This is a genomic window from Aquabacterium sp. (assembly GCF_029946005.1).
GTDB lineage: Bacteria > Pseudomonadota > Gammaproteobacteria > Burkholderiales > Burkholderiaceae_C > Aquabacterium.
Genome location: NZ_JAQSDR010000012.1, coordinates 195728 through 213465 on the forward strand (window position 1 = coordinate 195728; position 17738 = coordinate 213465).

At 58.1% G+C, this 17738-nt stretch carries 17 protein-coding genes and 1 pseudogene; 7 read left to right on the top strand and 11 right to left on the bottom strand.

What is annotated here, in order from left to right; genetic code table 11:
• Positions 1-14: 14 nt before the first annotated feature.
• Genes rfbH through PSV38_RS09170 form a run of 4 tightly spaced genes read right to left on the bottom strand, consistent with a single transcriptional unit; the run spans position 15 to position 4243 of the window.
• Positions 15-1361 carry a lipopolysaccharide biosynthesis protein RfbH gene (gene rfbH, locus PSV38_RS09155; RefSeq protein ID WP_300546764.1) on the bottom strand — a complete coding sequence of 449 codons (1347 nt, stop codon included), beginning with the start codon at positions 1359-1361 and terminating at the stop codon, positions 15-17.
• 2 nt (positions 1362-1363) lie between these two features.
• Entirely contained in the window at positions 1364-2449 is a 1086-nt protein-coding gene (rfbG, locus tag PSV38_RS09160; RefSeq protein ID WP_300546766.1) for a CDP-glucose 4,6-dehydratase, read from the bottom strand.
• A gap of 2 nt (positions 2450-2451) precedes the next feature.
• A complete protein-coding gene (rfbF, locus tag PSV38_RS09165; protein WP_300546768.1) occupies positions 2452-3225 on the bottom strand; it encodes a glucose-1-phosphate cytidylyltransferase in 774 nt (257 codons plus the stop codon).
• A gap of 22 nt (positions 3226-3247) precedes the next feature.
• Positions 3248-4243, bottom strand: coding sequence for a 2Fe-2S iron-sulfur cluster-binding protein (locus PSV38_RS09170; RefSeq protein WP_300546769.1), 996 nt, complete (start codon positions 4241-4243; stop codon positions 3248-3250).
• Between the two features lie 56 nt (positions 4244-4299).
• Between PSV38_RS09170 and PSV38_RS09175 the strand changes: the two genes are divergently transcribed.
• A complete protein-coding gene (locus tag PSV38_RS09175) occupies positions 4300-5337 on the top strand; it encodes an alpha-1,2-fucosyltransferase (RefSeq protein WP_300546770.1) in 1038 nt (345 codons plus the stop codon).
• On the opposite strand, the gene PSV38_RS09180 is transcribed toward PSV38_RS09175, so the two are convergent.
• Genes PSV38_RS09180 through PSV38_RS09205 form a run of 6 tightly spaced genes read right to left on the bottom strand, consistent with a single transcriptional unit; the run spans position 5327 to position 12426 of the window.
• Complete coding sequence (locus tag PSV38_RS09180; RefSeq protein ID WP_300546772.1) at positions 5327-6574, bottom strand: hypothetical protein; 1248 nt, start codon at positions 6572-6574, stop codon at positions 5327-5329. The two genes, PSV38_RS09175 and PSV38_RS09180, sit on opposite strands and share 11 nt — an antisense overlap.
• A gap of 4 nt (positions 6575-6578) precedes the next feature.
• Entirely contained in the window at positions 6579-7649 is a 1071-nt protein-coding gene (locus PSV38_RS09185; protein ID WP_300546774.1) for a glycosyltransferase family A protein, read from the bottom strand.
• A complete protein-coding gene (locus PSV38_RS09190) occupies positions 7650-8744 on the bottom strand; it encodes a glycosyltransferase (protein WP_300546776.1) in 1095 nt (364 codons plus the stop codon).
• Positions 8710-10509 (bottom strand): glycosyltransferase family 2 protein, encoded by a 1800-nt coding sequence (locus tag PSV38_RS09195; RefSeq protein WP_300546778.1) that lies wholly within the window; start codon positions 10507-10509, stop codon positions 8710-8712. Before PSV38_RS09195 ends, PSV38_RS09190 begins: the two co-directional genes overlap by 35 nt.
• Complete coding sequence (locus PSV38_RS09200; RefSeq protein ID WP_300546780.1) at positions 10506-11402, bottom strand: glycosyltransferase family 2 protein; 897 nt, start codon at positions 11400-11402, stop codon at positions 10506-10508. The genes PSV38_RS09195 and PSV38_RS09200 overlap by 4 nt, the downstream gene beginning before the upstream one ends.
• A 37-nt stretch (positions 11403-11439) precedes the next feature.
• Entirely contained in the window at positions 11440-12426 is a 987-nt protein-coding gene (locus tag PSV38_RS09205; RefSeq protein ID WP_300546781.1) for a glycosyltransferase family 9 protein, read from the bottom strand.
• Between the two features lie 421 nt (positions 12427-12847).
• On the opposite strand from PSV38_RS09205, the gene PSV38_RS09210 reads away from it, so the two are divergent.
• On the top strand, positions 12848-13708 hold the full coding sequence (locus tag PSV38_RS09210; RefSeq protein WP_300546782.1) for a class I SAM-dependent methyltransferase: 861 nt from the start codon (positions 12848-12850) through the stop codon (positions 13706-13708).
• An 89-nt stretch (positions 13709-13797) separates the two neighbouring features.
• Here the strand turns inward: PSV38_RS09210 and PSV38_RS09215 are convergent, their stop codons facing one another.
• A complete protein-coding gene (locus PSV38_RS09215; RefSeq protein WP_300546784.1) occupies positions 13798-14262 on the bottom strand; it encodes a HipA domain-containing protein in 465 nt (154 codons plus the stop codon).
• A 119-nt stretch (positions 14263-14381) separates the two neighbouring features.
• On the opposite strand from PSV38_RS09215, the pseudogene PSV38_RS09220 reads away from it, so the two are divergent.
• The 5 genes and pseudogenes from PSV38_RS09220 to PSV38_RS09240 form a co-directional block, all read left to right on the top strand.
• A pseudogene (locus PSV38_RS09220) lies at positions 14382-14738 on the top strand (hypothetical protein); the annotation flags it as partial.
• Positions 14739-15012: 274 nt separating this feature from the next.
• Complete coding sequence (locus PSV38_RS09225; RefSeq protein WP_300546786.1) at positions 15013-16509, top strand: Fic family protein; 1497 nt, start codon at positions 15013-15015, stop codon at positions 16507-16509.
• A gap of 188 nt (positions 16510-16697) precedes the next feature.
• The gene (locus PSV38_RS09230; protein ID WP_300546788.1) at positions 16698-16850 is read left to right on the top strand and encodes a hypothetical protein; all 153 of its coding nucleotides are present in this window, start codon (positions 16698-16700) and stop codon (positions 16848-16850) included.
• Between the two features lie 82 nt (positions 16851-16932).
• Complete coding sequence (locus PSV38_RS09235) at positions 16933-17229, top strand: type II toxin-antitoxin system MqsR family toxin (RefSeq protein WP_300546790.1); 297 nt, start codon at positions 16933-16935, stop codon at positions 17227-17229.
• A 2-nt stretch (positions 17230-17231) separates the two neighbouring features.
• Positions 17232-17633 (top strand): type II toxin-antitoxin system MqsA family antitoxin, encoded by a 402-nt coding sequence (locus PSV38_RS09240; RefSeq protein WP_300546792.1) that lies wholly within the window; start codon positions 17232-17234, stop codon positions 17631-17633.
• The last annotated feature ends 105 nt before the right edge of the window (positions 17634-17738 follow it).

Sequence of the window (17738 nt, forward strand, 5' to 3'; positions counted from 1 at the left end):
CTCAGCTGAAGGCGTCAGAAGCTGACGCCCAGGAATTCTTCGAGCCGGTCGACCATGAAGTCGAGGTGATCCTTATTCAGTCCTGGATAGACACCCAACCAGAAGGTTTGATTCATCACGATGTCGGTGTTGGTCAATTCGCCACTTATCCTGAAGTTCTGGCCAATCATGTAAGGTTGGCGGGTCAGGTTGCCAGCAAACAGAAGGCGCGTCCCGATCTTGTGTTGATCGAGGTAGTTCAACAGATCGACACGCTTGATTCCGGCGATTTCCTTCAGCACCAAGGGGAAACCGAACCACGACGGGTCGGAGTTTGGCGTGGCCTGGGGAAGGTGCAAGAACGCCTCGCAGCTTTTCAGGCGATTCTTCAGATAAGCGAAGTTGGCCTTGCGGGCAGCGATGAAGCCATCAAGGCGTTCAAGTTGTGCCAGCGCGCATGCTGCTTGCATGTCCGTGATCTTGAGGTTGTAGCCCAGGTGGCTGTAGGTGTACTTGTGGTCGTACCCTTCCGGCAACTGGCCCAGCTTCCAGCAAAAGCGCTTGTTGCAGGTGTTGTCCTTGCCGGGAGGGCAGTAGCAATCGCGTCCCCAGTCGCGGAATGATTCGGCGATCAGTTTGAGTTCGGCATTGTTGGTGAAAACGGCGCCGCCTTCCCCCATGGTGATGTGGTGGGCGGGGTAGAAACTCAGCGTCCCGATGTCGCCAAAGGTGCCGACCAGTTGGCCGTTGTAGGTGGCACCCAGTGCATCGCAGCAGTCTTCAACCAGCCACAGCTTGTATTTCTTGCAGAGCGCGGTAACCACATCCAGGTTGAATGGATTGCCCAGGCTGTGGGCCAGCATGATGGCCTTGGTCTTGGGTGTGATGGCCGCCTCGATGAGGTTCGCATCAATGTTGTGCGTTGCCAGATCGACATCGACAAAAACCGGCACGGCGCCAAACTGCAAGATAGGGTTGACCGTGGTTGGAAAGCCGGCAGCGACGCCGATCACCTCATCGCCTGGCTTGATGGCCCGATCGCCAAGTCGGGGCGAGGTCAAGGTCGAGAACGCCACCAGATTGGCCGACGAACCAGAATTGACCGTGATCAGGTGTTTGACGCCCAAGAACTGCGCCAGCTTTTGCTCGAACTCGGCATTGAAGCGGCCTGTTGTCAGCCAGCCGTCCAGGCTGGCTTCCACCATCAGCTGCAATTCACGCGCACCAATGACTTTGCCGGAGACGGGAACGGGTGACTCGTTCGGAACGAAAGCCTTGGGCGCCAGCGCGATGTCGGCGTATTGTTGAACGAGTGCGGCGATCTCGCGGCGAATGGCATCGGGCGATTTCGGCGAAAACTGGATGGGTGTCTCGGTGCTCATGATCAAAATGGTGTCGTGTTTGTTGAGGAGGCCTCGGCGCTGTATTGCCGGATCTGATCCAGGCACAGGGCTTTGACGTCGTCTTTGGCAAGCCAGGCTTGATGCCAGGTGATGATGTGTTCAAGCGCCTGATCCAGGCGCCATTGGGGGTGCCAGCCCAGGCGACTCTTGATCTTTGAAATGTCGAGCTTCAGGTAGTTGGCTTCGTGAGGGTGCAGGCCTTCGTCAAGATGCCATGTGGCGTCCCCGCCCCATTTGGCGGCCATGCGTTCGACGATCCACTGCACGGGGCGGGCATCGTCCTCACTCGGGCCAAAGTTCCAGCCTTCTGCCCATGATTGGCCTTCGCCATAGAGCTTTTCCGCCAGCTTGAGATAGCCCGACAGCGGTTCCAGCACGTGTTGCCAGGGCCTGGTGGCGTAGGGGTTGCGTATGACCACAGCCTGATGCTGCTCAAACGCCCTTAAGATATCGGGTATCAGGCGGTCGAGTGCCCAATCGCCTCCGCCAATCACGTTGCCAGCCCTGGCCGATGCGATGGCGATGTCCTGCTGCTTGAAGAAGGAACGGCGGTAGGCGCTTGTGACCAGTTCAGAGCAACCTTTGCTGTTGCTGTAGGGATCGTGGCCACCCATGGGTTCGTCCTCCCGATAGCCCCAAGCCCACTCCCTGTTTTCGTAGCACTTGTCCGTGGTGACGTTGACGATGGCGCGGACGGTGCCGGCATGCCTTGCCGCTTCCAGAACGTGCACCGTGCCCATCACATTGGTGGCGTAGGTTTCGACGGGGTCGTCGTAGGACAAGCGAACCAGAGGTTGTGCGGCCATGTGAATGACGATCTCGGGCTTGACCAGATTCATGGCCTTGCGCACGGTGCCGTAGTCACGGATATCGCCGATGTGGCTGGCCATCCCGTCGCCAACCCGCGCTTCGGTGAACAGATTCGGTGCGGTCGGCGGCGTCAGGGCCAATCCCTGGACCTGAGCTCCCATGGTCTGAAGCCAAAGGCTGAGCCAGCTACCCTTGAATCCGGTGTGGCCCGTGAGAAGGACTGCCTTTCCCCGCCAGAATTCGGCATTCGCTGGCATGTTCAATCCCACCCCTTCCAGGGCGCTTTGTTGGCTGCCCACAGTTCTTCGAGCAAGTTCTTGTCGCGTAGCGTGTCCATAGGTTGCCAGAAACCGTGGTGCTCATAGGCCATCAGTTCACCATTGTCGGCCAACTGCATCAACGGCTCCTGTTCCCAGATGGTGGCGTCTCCGCTGATGTGGGACAGCACCTTTGGCGACAAAACGAAAAAACCGCCATTGATCATGGCACCGTCGCCCTTAGGCTTCTCCTTGAAACTGCGCACCTGCTTGTTCTTGATGTCCAGGGCGCCAAAGCGACCTGGTGGATAAGTGGCTGTCAACGTGGCTGCCTTGCCGTGGGCTCGGTGAAAGGCGATGGTCTCGCCAATGTCGATGTCGCCGACACCATCACCGTACGTGAAGCAGAAGGCCTCTTCATCCTGGACATACTGCGCAACACGGCCAAGGCGGCCGCCTGTCATGGATTCGTCGCCCGTGTCGACCAGGGTCACTTTCCAGGGCTCCGCGCGTTTTTCATGCACGTTCATGCTGTTGGACCGCATGTCGAATGTGACGTCTGACATGTGCAGAAAGTAGTTGGCGAAGTACTCTTTGATGACGTAGCCCTTGTAGCCGCAGCAGATGATGAACTCGTTGATGCCATGGTGGGAGTACATCTTCATGATGTGCCACAAGATCGGTTTTCCACCAATTTCAACCATGGGCTTTGGGCGAGTTGAGGTCTCTTCACTCAGGCGTGTACCCAGTCCACCGGCAAGAATCACTGCTTTCATCAACGCGTCCTTCAATCTCGAATCAAACGGCGGCCGAGCATACGAATGCATCGGAGAGGAATCTATTCTTCTGCAACCCCGCCTGCAACAGGGCGTGCCTAGCACCGTGGATCATGGCATCGGAACCGCATGCATAGACTACTGTGTTGGTCAGGTCGACGCCCTCGGAGAGCAGCGCATCTTGCACGTGTCCCCGTGCTCCCAGCCAGGTGTCGTTGCCGCGCGAAAGCACGGGTACGAATCGGTGGGGCATGGTCAAGCCGGATGGGGCCCAATACAGATCTGCCGCTGTCCGCCCGCCCCAAAACACAGTAATGGCGCGGGGGCGCTGTTCTTGGGTCATTTTTTCGAGACCTTCCAGCATCGCTTTGACTGGTGCAATACCGGTTCCAGTGGCCAGGAAAACCAGGTCCAGTTGTGAGACGTCCCGCAGAAAAAAAGTGCCGAGCGGGCCATTGAGGCGAAGCAAGTCGTTCGGCTTGGCCTGCTCAAACCAGTACCGGCTCATGACACCGTTTTCGACGGCGCGAATGTGCAACTCCAGCATCTGATCCGCTCTTGATGCGTTGGCTACCGAATAGCTTCTGCGAACGCCACCCTGACCAATGATGTCGATGTATTGGCCGGGGAGAAATGCCCAAGGGCTGCTGGGTGGCAGCCGCAGGGTGGCCTTCAGTACGTCGGGTGCCAGTTTGTCTAGGGTGTGAATCCGACAGGGCAGGGTCCTGGGCGGCGGGATGGTTTGCCCGCTGAGGTCGTCGGCCTCAATTGACAGATCGGTTTCGGCAGTTCTAACGCAGGCGAGCACCCAGCCGTGGACTTTTTCGTCCTCGGACAAGCCAAGTTCCGGACTCATGGCCGATGTGGTCCCGCTGCCGACCTTGCATTTGCAGCTGCTGCAGCGGCCGGTGCGACAGCTGTAGGCCAGCTGCACACCCTGTTTCAGGGCTGCATCAAGGATTGATTCAGCTGGTGCGACATTGAATGTCTTGCCGGCGGTGGTTGTAACTATGGGCATGCCTTCTTGTCCGTGTCGTCAAATCGCCTTGGGGCATATGGCGCAGCCCGTCATTATTGACGATCGCCGCCATCACCCTGGGTGTTGGCGGTGCGAGGGAAGGTATGTCAGCGTGGGTTCCCGGTTTATGCTTGCATCCTTCGTTAAAATTGCATCATCGAAATGATGAAAATACAGTAGCAACCTGGGCAGGGAAGATTGCGAGAAAACGCGCTATGGTTGTGATACAAAATAAATCTGGTCAGTTGGCGAACAGGCTGTTTGCTTTCGCGCACTTCATTGGTAACGCCATCGAGTACGACTACGAGCTTGTAAACCCTTGCTTCGATGAGTATTGTCCTTACTTTCCAGCGTTGACCTCCGCTGAGTGCAGGGGGTTGCGGATTTCAACGGCGTTTCATCCGTCCCTTCCGTACCGTTTTTTTCGCAAGGGTTCTGAGCTTCTCAGGAGGCGTATGCCCGCGTCTCCCTGGCATTGTTTTTACACCCTGGCTGATGGTGATCCGGTGTTTGATCTCCAGGATGCCGCTTACTTGCGCGATGCGCGCCGAAAAGTGGTCTTCACGCACGGTTGGGAGTTCAGGGACCATGCAAGCCTGCTCAAGCACCGGCCTGTCATCAAGGCGCTCTTTGCGCCTGATGCGCGCGTACTGGCGTTGGTCGCCGAATGGCGTGAGAAGGCCATACGAGGGGCCGACGTGCTGGTTGGGGTACATGTCAGAAGAGGCGACTACGCTCGTTGGCAGAACGGCATCTATCTCTATGACGACTCGGTTTACCGGTCTCGGATGATGGACGTGGAAAGGGCATTGAAGGCGCAAGGCAAAACAACCGCATTCGTGATTTGCTCGAACGAGGGCATTGACATGGGGGTTTTTTCACCTTTGCAAGTGACGCCGGGCCCGGGGCATGCCGTGGCCGATCTCTATATGTTGGCGTCGTGCGATTTGATCATGGGGCCGCCAAGCACCTACTCGCTATGGGCTTCTTATCACGGTGGCGGCAAGCTGCTGTTCATCAAGGATCCACACACCGAAGTCAGTCTGGCTGATTTCGAGGTGCATTTTCCAGACGGCGGCGGTGTCAGGCCGTAAGGTGTGCGATCCGTTCAATGAAATGACGCGGGGCTCTTGACTCGATGACCTGCCGCCGCAGCAAGGAAGCCTTGCTTTGCAAGTCAGGCGCCTGAGTCAGAAAAACCCCCACGGCTTCGGCGAGCCCTTCAGGTGAGTGGGTTTTCATTTCGACATGAGCCGATGCGCTTGTTGCTGTGCAGTAGTCGCTCAATGAGTTTGGCCCGGGAGGGACGATGACTGGGGTGCCACATCCAAAGGCCTCAGAGACTATATTGGAGTTCTTGAGCAGATATGCCTGCGGATCGTAGGGCAGCAAGACGCAGTCGGTCTGCCCCAGCGCCTGGAAATACTCGGCCTCTGAGAAGAATGGCTTTGCCACCAACTCCACGAAGCTGCGGCCTTCGAGCAACGGGGCGACGGCGCTGGACTTTTCCGGATGGGTCAACAGCAGTTTGATGGTGATGCGTCCAGCCAGCGGTTCAAGCAGGGGGAGCGTATCGAGAATGAGCTGAAGTCCTTTCTCAGGACGGGGGTCGCCAATGAACAGAAAGCTTGTTCGGTCAGTTTGCGGCCTTTCAAACGCTGTGTCGGGGAGCCTGCAGGGCAGGTCGAGTAGCGCGATGTGCTTGCAGCCCAGACCTTCATATGCGGCTTTGAGCAGCCTGTTTTCACAAAAGAAGCGGATGTGCGGATGGCCTGCGGCAAGTCGGAAGGCATGCTCATATTGCCGCCTTTGCTCAGCCTGGGCCGGCGGCGCCGCATCAAAGTCCGGTGGCAGCATCAGATAGATGTTGGTGGGGCATTGGCGTTTGGCCAGGCGGAGGAACCCGACGGTAGCCAGGATGTGAGGCGCGGAAGCCGTGTGTATCAGGATGGCCGTATTTGCGGGTATGCGGTCAAGCCTGGCTTCTAGCATGTCTTTGAAAAAAGACCGGACGGTTCTTCTCAACTTCTTGCGGGCTTGCTTGGGCTTGCCCACGGCACCATAGGTTCCCCTGGTAAAGATGGGATCGGTGTGGCTGTCGATCAGTGGTGGGGCAATGCCGCGGTTGGCCAGCACATGCACATGCCAACCGGCCTCCTTGCCCGCTGATGTCAGCAGTTTGTTCAAGGCATGATGGTGCCCGGATACGCCCTCATAGGAGAAGTCCAGCACTAGCAGCCGCGGCCACGGTTTGGAAAACAGTGCTCGTCCAGCTGTGAAGCGGCGGAGGAGACTGTAGTAAAAGTAGAAAAGCCGCTGGTACAGGGACATGGTGTCAATCGTGGCGAACATACTCGGGTGATGATCGCCGACGGCGCAGTGCCAATCGCTTTGCTTTGAGGATGCCGAGCGTACCTTGAAGCAGGGCATAGCCCCGGGGCCATCTGAAAGCGTTGACGAGATGCGCGCGGGCCGCGCGGTCCTCTGGGCGTGGCGAGGCGGACAGCCAATCCAGCACCGCGTCGGGCTTGGACGTCATGGCGGCAAGCGAACGATGGGTGATGGCGGCATAGAGTGCATAGGTGGGGTTGCGGACCTCTCTGCATTGCCTGATGGCTTCAAGCAGCTTGCGAGCCATGAACACGTCTGCCATGAGCGCCAACTGGGGATCTGGCGGGAGCCTTTGGATCGATTGGCTGGCGTGTGCAGCGGCCTGGATGGTGTCGGTGCAACTGCGTTCGCTGCGCTCCTTCGTTTGACCGCCTGCGCGCAGACGGTATTGCAGCAAATGCGATGGTACATACAGCAGGGTCCGAGCAGAGGCGACGATGTGCGGTGTCGTGGCCAGATCCTCATGCATGCCCCATTCGGGGAACGGCGGATGAGGTAGCGCTTGGAAGACGCTGCGTTTGATGAATCGGCTCCACAGGCACGGGATGCAATCGTCCAGTGTTTCATACAAGTTGCGTGCAGGTGATGAACTCATCTCCAACGGGCCATGCGAGCGCTTGCGTGATGGTGTCAAGGCGCCCCTTCCATCGTCGGCCCAATCGAGGTAGTCCATCACCAGGATGTCCGGTGCCTGTCTTTCCAGATGTTGGCGCGCGAGGCGAATGCTTTCCGGGCGGACAACATCGTCGCCATCCAAAAAAAGCACATAGTCCTTGCTTGCCGCTGCTAGTCCGGTGTTACGCGTGCTGGCAACTCCCCCATTCTGCTTGTCGATGACTTTGACGAGTGTGCTGCGCTGCTGGACCTGCGTCAGCTTTAGTCTGGTGCCATCTGTGCTGCCGTCGTTGACGATGATGACTTCATCGCCAATTGCTAGGCTCTGCAGCACGCTGTCAACGCATGCGTCGATGTAGCGTTCAAGGTTGTACGCAGCGATGACAAACGAGATGGTCATTCAGTGGTTTTGGCGGAATGCGTCTAGAAACTGCTTCCAGCGTGCCATGGCCATGCGGGCTGACACATAACGCCAGCGATGCAGCAACATACCCCTGGCGTGGCCGAGCAGTTTACGGTGTTCGCGGGACTTGCTCAGTTCATTGAACAGCTCCTGGGGCGACAAGGTCAGCGTGTTCAAGCCATGCGTGATGGTAATGTCGATGTGGTCACGCTTAATGGGCCGAATCTGCGATGCATTGCGAACCGCCTGGACCATGTGTTTGAGGGCCAGCACGTTGGCGGCGTGTTCGACCGCTTGCCCTTGCCTACTGCTCACCATGGATGGCAGCACACCTTTGAAAGAACTGCTTAGGTCAATGCACCGCTGGACAGTGTGTGATCGCGTGATGCTGCCCTCGCGGATGCGATAGCGGAAGATGGGGAGGGGCAAATAAGCCATGCGATCAGCACCATCGACCAAGTGCGGAATGGTGGCGTTGTCTTCGTAGTATTGTCCCGGCGGGAAGATGTCCGGGGCCCATCTTGTCAGAAAGCTGTGCTTGAAAATGCGGCTGGAAGACGATAGGAAGTTGTCGCGAAAAGTCGATAGCAAGGCCGTTTCCCGTGAGGGGATGATCCCTTTGGGCAGGCTGTGTACGACGCGTGACTCCGCCTCGCGCGGTGTGCCTTCATGCCAGATCAGTGCATCGCAAGTGAGGATGTCGGGATTGCTAGCCTTGAGTGCATTTCGGGCTTCCGTGAAATCCTTGTGACAGAGCAGATCATCGGAGTCCAGAAAATACACGTAGGCCTTGGTGCTTGCAGCAAATGCCCGATTCCGAGCCACGGACAGGCCTTGATTGGTTTGATGTATCACCGAAATGATGGCCCGGTGCTTTTGCTGCCAAGAGTCACACAAGGCACCAGACGCATCCTTGCTACCGTCATTGACCAGGATGATCTCGTCGCCGGGCTGAACGGCGGGCAGCAAGCTGTTCAGACAATCGTCCAGATAGCGCTCTACGTTGTAGACCGGGATGAGAAAAGACAGACTGGGGTTCATCTGGTCGGAGGCGGTCTCATGATTCATCGCTGCCCACGAGGTCATGTGCATCGGTGGTACACGCCAATAAAAAATCTGGTCGTTGGTGATTGAGGTTGGGGTTGTAGAAAGGATCGCATCTCATGCGACTGGTCCAGCGTTGTCGCATGTAGGCAGCTTCTGGCAAAAAGCGCGCTATGTTTTTACTGGAGGTGTCTCGGCCGCGACTGATGGACTCGTGGTGGTAAAGAATTGCATGGGGCGTCCAGATGTTGTGAAGACCTAGTTCGCCAACACGCAGGCAAAAATCCACATCGTTGTACGCGACGCTTAAATTTGCGCTGTCCAGCCCACCCACGTCTAAAAAAGTTGACTTGCGAACGACGAGGCATGCTGCCGTGACAGCCGTCAGTTGTTGGGTGACGATGGCGCGATTGGCGTAGCCAGGTGCCTCTCGTGGGATGCCGCGCAGATAGTGGGCCGCGATGGTGTTCGGGGCTTGGATGCCTCCTCCGACCAGCACGCCTGCATGTTGGATGGTGTCATCGGGGTACAGCAGCTTGGCGCCCACACACCCTACCTCGGGCCGCAGCGCGTGCCCGATCATCTCGGTTAGCCAATTGCCGTTGATCACTTCGATGTCGTTGTTGACCAAGGCCACCACTTCACCTTGAGCGTGCTCCACCGCCATGTTGTTCAGGGCGGAATAGTTGAAGGGGCTGTCGTCCCTGATAACCCGCACACGCGCATCCTTGTTTGGCAGCTGTTGCAGATAGGTCAGGGTTCGGGCTTCGTCAGAGCCGTTGTCCACGATGATGACCTCATACTGAGGATAGGTCGTTTTTTGCGTGATGGACTGAATGCAGGTGTGCAGCAACTTGTATTGGTTGCGCGTGCAGATCACGATCGAAACAAGGGGCGGTAACGCGGGCACCGGGTAGCCGACCTTGAGAAACCCTTGGGATGTGGTGCTCGCCCTGGCGCCTGGTGATACGCGATCCAAGTGCTCCTGCAGAGCCTGGACATATGGCGCATCGAGGGAGTGGCGGACTGTTGCCGGGTGGTGCCACAAAACATGCGGTACGTGAATGATGTCCGTTGCGGGCAAGCCTTCGATACAACGCAGCAGGGCATCAAATGTGTAAACAGCACCACCCTGGTGACGATGCCCGACTGCGGCGATCAGATGAGAGGTCGATATCAGGCAGGCACTGCCAATGTAATTGGCTGACAACTGAAAGTCGTAGCTCCACTCAGGTTTGAAGTGGTGGCCACTGCGTTGGCCATTGCCGTCGATCTGGTCGTCATCGGTGTAGATGATTTTTGCGCCAGGATGGGACTGCATCGCTTGGGCCATCAGCAGCAACGAGTGTTCGCGCAGCTGATCGCCAACCTGCAGCAGTGCGGTCCATGTGCCTTTGACTTGGGCCAAGGCATCATCGTGGGTCGGCTGGCTTTGAATTCGGAGATCTTCAGCGGTCGATGAGGGAATGGGGGCGCGACCTTGCTCTGGTGAGACCAAGATCAGTTGCCAGTGTGGATAGGCCTGCGATCGCACGCTGGCGATGCTGCGCTTTAGCAACTCTGCATCACTGTTGGCCTCGACGTTCAAGATCAGGCTGATCGTCGGCGCATTGGTGTGTGCTTCGAGCCAAACTTGCCATGCAGCGCGGTCTTGAGCCGTGGGTGTGTCATGGCGGGCAATCCAAGTGGCGTAGTCCACGCCTTTCTTCATCCTCCGACGGTGCAGGCGGTTCCTGTTGGCAGCCCGAATGCCCTGCTTCATATTCTGTAAGGCGTCGCGTATTGCATCGCGCGGCTTATTGATTAGTTTCAAGATTTAACCTGTCGTGATTTCATGTCGTCTGGATAGCGCCAAGCCCCCGCTGCGCGTCCGAGGACTCGGGTGGCCCTGACCAGGTCCAGCACCAGGGCGCGAAGCATTATTTCTAGGACCGCAGTCATGCAGTACCGCCAACGCCGCGCCCTTGATACCTGCTCCCCCTGGTGCTTGAAGTCAAACAGGAACTTGGACTGGATGTGATGGTAACCGCGCAGGTATTCAGCCTTGAAGCGTGCCTTGCCGCTGCTGGAGCCTCGCGACAGGTGTGTGACCTGCGCCTGCGGGGTGAGGATCAACTCGCCCCATTGCTGTGCCAGGCGCAGGCACAGGTCGGTGTCTTCCTGGTACAGGAAAAAGTCTTCGTCGAAGCCTTTGACCCGTAGCATGGCCTCGCGCCGGATCAGCATGCATGCGCCTGAGACAAAGCCCACGCAGGTGTCGGCCTCGGCACCTGGGCCTTGGGCTGCCCAGGTGCTGGGCGTCCAGCAATAGCTCAGATCCTGCTTGCCTTGGCGGTTGATCAGTTGAGGGGCCACGACGGCGGCAGTGGGATAGCGCTCTGCGGTTTGGAGCAGTGCTGCCACGGCGTTGCCATTCAGGATGCAGTCGGGATTGAGCAGCAGCACGAACTCGGTAGTGGCCGCCCAGACGCCCCGGTTATTGGCTGCACCAAAACCGAGGTTGTGTTCGTTGACCAGCACCTGCGCTTGCGGGAGGTGCTGGCGCACCTGGGCCAGAGTGTCGTCGCTGCTGGCGTTGTCCACCACGATGACGTGTCGGAAGTCGGCCAGACTGCGCCCCAGGTCAGCGGCGCAGTGCCCGCTGTGGTAAGTGGCCAGGACCACGGTGACGCGCGCAAGGTCGGGGATCTGGAGGGTGCTGGGCATGCCCAATTTTGCCAGTGAAAGGCAGGCGCTCAGACGTTCAGGTGCCATCCTGTTGCAGGCACAGGGCCAGTTGGGCAAAGACCTGCTCCGTGGAGGGCCACAAGTCGGTGCTGCCTTGCACGATGCGGGTTTGCGGGCTCCAAGGGGCCCATTGCTCGGGCTTGGTGGGGCCCAGTACGCTAAGGACAGGTGTGCCTACGGCAGCGGCCATGTGGGCGGGGCCTGTGTCGTTGGAGACGACCAGGTGCGCGCGCTTGAGCAGGCCGCAGTAGGTGCCCAAGTCCAGCCCCGGCAGGCAGATGGCGCCGGGGTGGTCTTTGAGAGCGGTGGCCTCTTCGCCGGGGCCGGGGCAGACGACGATGTCCCGGTCTTTGTGGAGAACCAGTTGGGTGAAGGTTGGGAAGTCGGGCCAGCGTTTGTCCTTGCCATCGACGTCACCGGCTGCGAAGGGCACGATGCAGATGAAGCCAGAGCGCACGCCATGCTGAGTCAGCAGTTGGTCTGCCTTGGCTTGAGCGGCGCTGGACACGGCCAAGTCGATGCTGGCGGGCGGGAGGGCTTGTTGCCCGGTCAATTGGCAGGCCAGGCCCCAGAAGCCTGTTAGCGCGTGTTCGGGCGGTGGGGCGGGCTTCCAGGCGCGGTGCAGCAGCAGGCTGCGGCCGTCCCGTGCATAGCCGCAGGGCCTTAGGCCAGCCCAGCGACCTTCGAAAGCGCTAGAGAAGGAGTTGGGCATGACCAGCATGTTTGGGCGCTTGTCGAAGTCCGGATCAATGGACAGGCATTGCGCGCGCAGATCTCGCAGTTGCTGAATGCGCTGCTTGAGCGTGCGGGCGCGGGTGGTGCAAGGCCATCCATGGCCTGCCAGTAGCGACGCGGCCCAGCCTTTGCCGTAAAGGTGCAGTTGGTAACCCTGGTCTTGCAGCAACTTCAGTGCGGGCACTCCAAGCACGACGTCGCCGACCATGTTGCACAGGCGAATGATCAGGGGTCGAGGGGCGGGGGTGGAGTGTGATGTGGCGGGCATGAACTAACCCCGGCAATTGTAGAAAAGCCCTGCCAGCTGGAGGCCGACCGGGCTTTTGAATTTGGCGTCCAGGAACGGACTCGAACTACCGACTAGCGGGTTTCAGCAGTTCGAAACAACTTCGATGCACCCGCTTTGTCCAGAAAAGCAAACCAACCGCCTACTTGGCGGCCGCTTCAATCCTGGATTGTATCGCGAGGTCGATCTGGTATCCGGAGGATGATTGGCCGCCTGGGCGGCTGCCTGCCGACTGTCAACCCCTCCACGGGATCCATTTCTCACTCATGATTCAGCTTTGGTGCACGAATTTATTGGGTACCGATCAGCCTATTTCAGGGTAGGGCCTGAATCAGCATGGAAAAATATGCTAAAAACTCACGCCTAGCTTGGTAGAGCTACCCAATTTTTCGAGACTATTTTCATGCCCACTTCACAGGAATCCACGAGAGTTAATCCCTTGCTTGAGCTAGGCAGTATTACCAGAAGCTTGAGTTTTGCTCCTGCGCCTTGGGTGCTCAAACAATGTGTTAAGACTGATTTTGTGTACCTTGAAAACCCACCTGGTTACGAATCCTTGAAAGAGGATTTTTCTTGGGATATCACTTGGAAACAGGAAGTTGATCGACGTCAGTCTGCCGAACCAATTCGGTATGCGGTGAGCGTAGGTGTTAAAAAATTTCGTAGTCAAGTTATCAAGCGGAACAAAGTGGCTTCCTTGGCCAGGCAGTTCATTGGGCGCATTCAGTCTCCAACCATCAACTTACTTGACATGGGCTGTGGTCAAGGTGGATTGCTTGAGGGGGTGATTTCGGCTTTGCCGCCGACACTTGGCTCCCGATGTGCTCCTCATGGTATCGAGCTATCAACCGATCTTGCGCGGATAGCTGATGATAACCTTCGGCGACTTGGGGGAAGATGTATTCATGATAATGCTCTCCACGGACTTGATGATTTTCAAGAGGGATACTTCGACATGATCATCATGTCGTCTTTTCTTGAGCATGAAATAAATCCTCTTCCTTTATTGCGGCGATGCCGTGAGCGGATGCGTGAGGGGGGCTTCATCATCATCAAGGTTCCTAATTTTGATTGTTGGAATCGGCATATGCGTGCGGAAAAATGGTGTGGCTTTCGCTGGCCGGATCACGTTAATTACTTCACTCCCAAAACGCTTCAGGCAATGATTAATCGGGCGGATCTTGGTGTTGCTAGAATGAATTTCATGGATCGACACCCGCTGAGCGATAGTATGTATTTGGTGGCCCAGAAAATACAAAAATAAGTAAGGGAGGCGCTGAGGTAGACGTTGGCGCGTTTTGTAAAGGGTGCTAAGGCTTTGTGCCTGGTTCGCCATCGAGCGTGGGCAACACGTCAAGGCAGCAACTTGCGCAAGCCCGACGTAGAGACGTCATCGATGTGGCGGAAAGCTGGCGCAATCTTGTCCATCTCAAGGGCCGAGACACCGAAGCTTTCAAAGAAGACGCGCCACTCGCGCACCACGTGCCAGACGTCGGCCATCAGCTGGCATGCCACTGACTTGGACAGCGTGAACTTGTCATGCGAGCCCAAGGCATGGTCCAGTGTGGCCAGGCGTCCTTTTGGCCCCACGCCCAGATGAAGGAAGCGCTCGGTGGCGATGCTGGCGCGTGGGAGAACGTCGTACAGGGGGCTGAGCCTCCAGCCCGGTAGCCGCAGGTGGTCATCGTCATTGCTGATAAAAATGTTGTAGACCATGCGCTTGAAGAGTTCTGCGTTGTCTTTGCGGATGACGCTTGGGTGGCAGTGCCTGCGCACGGCCTCGGCCAGGTCAGCGTAGGACTTGGTGCCGGTGGCCACCCAAAGTGCCCCACCTGGCTGAGGTGAATTGACCCATTGAATTTGGTGAGTCAGGCGCCTCAGCCCTGACGTGCAGGACGTAACTTTCGCCCCCTTGGACACGAGGGGGAGCTAACGAGGTGAACGTCTTGAAACCACATCTGCAAACAACCATTTGGACGCTTCTCAAGGCTGGCAACAGCCAGAGAGAGATTGAGCGTCGCACGGGCATATCCCGCCACACCATCCGGTCCTGGGCCAAACGCTTCGCGGCGCAGAGCGATCCGCCGCCGCCAGAGGAACCATCAGAGGACCCGCCAAACTGCCCCGGGGTGGCCACCGACCCAGTCGAGCCGCCCGACACCCAGGCCGATCAAACTGCTCCACCCCGGCCACCGGCATCACCACTGGGCGCAAGCGCGGGCACATCCTTGTGCGAGCCCCACCGCGCCTTCATCGAAGCGCAACTCAAGCTGGGCCGCAACGCCATGGCCATGAGCAGAGTCACCCGGATGAGATGCTGCCCTTGATTGCAGACGGAGCTGCGCAGTAATTTCTTAGTGATTAAGCGACAGAAATCGAACTTGTTTAGTGTTTAAGCGACAATCTGCATTCGGAATGCCGATTTCTTAGTGAATCTGCATGAGCCAAAAATGACTTAACGTGGACCTCGATGAGCTACATCTAAGTGGATAGACGACAAATCTGCTATTTTCTTAGTCGACCAGCGACATGCTGGGCAGCCTTCTTAGTGAAACGACGACTCCTCTCATGAAATCCACCCGCCTGTTGGCCCCGGCTGAAGAAATGCTCTTCGCGTCCTCGTTGTCGGCTGCGCAAGCTCGACACTTGCAACGGCAGGCTGTGGCAGGGGAGTTCATCCGCGTATGTAAGGGCGTCTACGCTCCCAAAGTGTCAGGCGACGAACTGGCAGCGGTCGTGCGGCGGAACTGGCAACGGGTTGCCGGGGTTGTGGCTCCTGGAGGCGTGGTCTCGCACATCAGTGCTCTGAAAGGGGGCGTTCTGCCCAGCGGCGAGGTAACGCTTTCGCATCCCACTGTTTACAACAAGACGGTGGCGCTTCCCGGGTTGGTCGTCAGGGTGGTGCGGGGGCCCGGCCCTCTCCCTGGGGACTTGGCGATGGGAACCTCTGGTCTTCATTACGCCGGCCGCACGCGAATGCTGCTCGAAAACATCGGGCGCAGAGGAGACCTTCGAGCACCACGGGAGGACGTCGAGAGCCTCCTGGTGTCGGTGCTCAACGCCTCGGGAGAGAAGGCCCTCAATGACATTCGCGACCAGGCCGCGGCACTGACCCCTGCACTTGGTGCAGAGAAGGCGCTGGAGGAGCTTCGCAGCATCATCGGGGCCCTGCTGGGAACCCATTCCAAAGGGGAGTTGCGCACCCGAGCAGGCTTGGCCGTTGCGCAGGGCTCTCCCGTGGACCAAGAGCGGACCGCTCGATTTGAGGCGCTCGCCGCTCACCTGCGGGCAGAGCCGCTGCCGCGCATCGCGTCGAGCGTGAGCGGAGTTGCTCGGCAGCATTTTGGGTTCATAGAGTCGTACTTCTCCAACTTCGTGGAGGGCACGAAGTTTGACATCGAGCAAGCACGTGACATCGTGATGAACAACGTCATCGTGCCCAATCGCCCCAAGGATTCGCACGATATCCTTGGTGTGTTTCGTCTGGCCATCACCTCGCCCTATAGAGACAGCCCTCCCGTTGCGGGCCCTGAGTTTCTGGAGGGCCTTGAGCGCTGGCATGCTGAGATGCTGAAGCTGCGGCCTGAAGCAAATCCGGGAAAGCCCAAGCTCGAGGTGAACTACGCGGGGACGACCAAGTTTGTAGAACCTGCGTATGTGCGTGGCACCCTTGACGAGGGCTCGCGTCTGGCGCTTTCCGTTCCAGAAGGCTTGGCACGTGCCGTGTACTACGCGTTCCTCGTGTCTGAGGTGCACCCGTTCGACGATGGTAACGGCCGCCTCTCTCGGCTGGTCATGAACGCGGAGCTCACGCGCACGGGCTTGAGTCGCATCATCATCCCGACGCTTTATCACCCGCAGTACGTCGACTGCGCTCGCGCGCTCACTCGCGGGAGTGACCCGAGGGGATTTGCGCGCAGTCTCGCGAAGATGGCGCGATGGGCAAGCCAGTTTGACTATTCGAATCTGGATACGCTCATCAAAGGCCTGCGGGCAGCCAATGCGCTGGAAGAGTCGCCAGCTCAATTCCACCTGTTGAATGCGGATGGGAGCTATGAGGCGTAGACAGGCGCCTTGTTGTGGCCGTTCTCCTGGCCCTCTGCCGGAAACATTTCAGGCGCAGATACGCCCTCTGAAACTTCGGGATTCAGATGGCTACTCAAGCCCCTAAGGGGTAGCCACCAACACTTCAAGCCAGCGCCCCAAGTCGAGACTGGGGCGCCGGCTTTGACAAGGCCCGCAAGGCGGCGGGCGTGTCGTTCCCGTTCCGGGACATCCGGGCCAAGGCCGCCACCGACACGGGCGACCTGGCTCATGCCCAGGTGCTGTTGGGCCACAAGCGGCGGGAAATGACTGAGCACTACGTGAAGCGCCGAACCGGTGAGCGGGTTAAGCCGCTGCGCTGAGGCCTGCCGCTGAACTTCAAATTCTGGCCAAGTGGATAATTAACCAACTTGCCAAATTAAACCAACTAGGTTAAATTCAATCATGGAAAAAGGCTCGCCTCATTGCAAGCTGTCACTGGTCAAAGCATTGATCGAAGCGGGCAAAGTCCGCTCCACCATGTCAGCACTGGCAGGTGGTGCGGCTTTGGGTTTGGACTTCGGTGGAATCATCGGTGTGATCCAGGCCATGACTCCAGCAGACTTCTACAAGAGCATGACCACGCATGCCGACCACCGTGTTTGGCAAGACGTGTACAGGCCCAGCACGCCAGTCGGTGAGGTCTATCTGAAACTCACGGTCATTGATGACGTGTTGATCGTGTCCTTCAAGGAGTTGTGAACATGAAATGCCCAACTTGTGCGGCGGCGAAACTGGTGCCTGACACCCGTGACATGCCTTACACCTACAAAGGTGAATCGACCACCATCCCGACTGTGAGCGGCGACTATTGCCCGGCGTGTGGCGAGGTGGTGCTTGACGTGGCGGAATCGACGCGCACCAGCGCGGCGATGCTGGACTTCAACAAGCAGGTGAACGCAGCGATTGTTGACCCTGGCTTCATTGCCCAAGTGCGCAAGAAGCTGGCACTTGATCAGCGCGAAGCCGCTGAGATCTTTGGCGGCGGCGTCAATGCGTTTTCTCGCTACGAGAACGGCAAGACCAGGCCGCCCTTGGCCCTGGTGAAGCTGCTCAAGGTGCTTGACCGCCACCCCGATTTGTTGGGCGAGGTCAGGGCCGGGTAAAGGCCATCGCACCACGGCATTGGGCGCCCCTCTGGCAACGGTGGGGCGCCTTTTTCATGTGCTGGGCGGGGTCTGTATCAACAGCCATGCCAGCGAGCCCCACAG